The organism is Paraburkholderia sp. SIMBA_054 (assembly GCF_046534875.1).
GTDB lineage: Bacteria > Pseudomonadota > Gammaproteobacteria > Burkholderiales > Burkholderiaceae > Paraburkholderia > Paraburkholderia hospita.
In genome coordinates this window covers 1-233 of record NZ_JAWRXV010001787.1, presented here as the reverse complement: position 1 = coordinate 233, position 233 = coordinate 1, and the positions used below count along the sequence as shown (strand labels likewise).

Below are 233 nucleotides of genomic sequence, written 5' to 3'. Positions count from 1 at the left end.
CAGGCCTTTATCGCGAGTCCGGCCACGGGGGGCTGAGGCAGTGCGACCAGCCCGACATCCAGCGTTCCATCCGCCAATCGGGACAGCGTCTCACGCGATGTGAGCACCGCAAGCTGAATATCGATCGCGGGATTGCGCTGGCGCAGCGCCTCCAGCGCTTGCGGCAACAGGTACGCGATCACGCCGGTCGACGCACCGAGCCGCACGCGCCCTTCGAGCCCCTGCACCTGGCG

1 protein-coding gene is annotated in these 233 nt (G+C 68.2%); it reads right to left on the bottom strand.

Going from position 1 to position 233, the window contains the following annotated elements; translation table 11 throughout:
- A partial coding sequence (locus tag SB822_RS61240) for a LysR family transcriptional regulator substrate-binding protein (protein ID WP_410859685.1) occupies window positions 1-233 on the bottom strand: 233 nt, incomplete at both ends.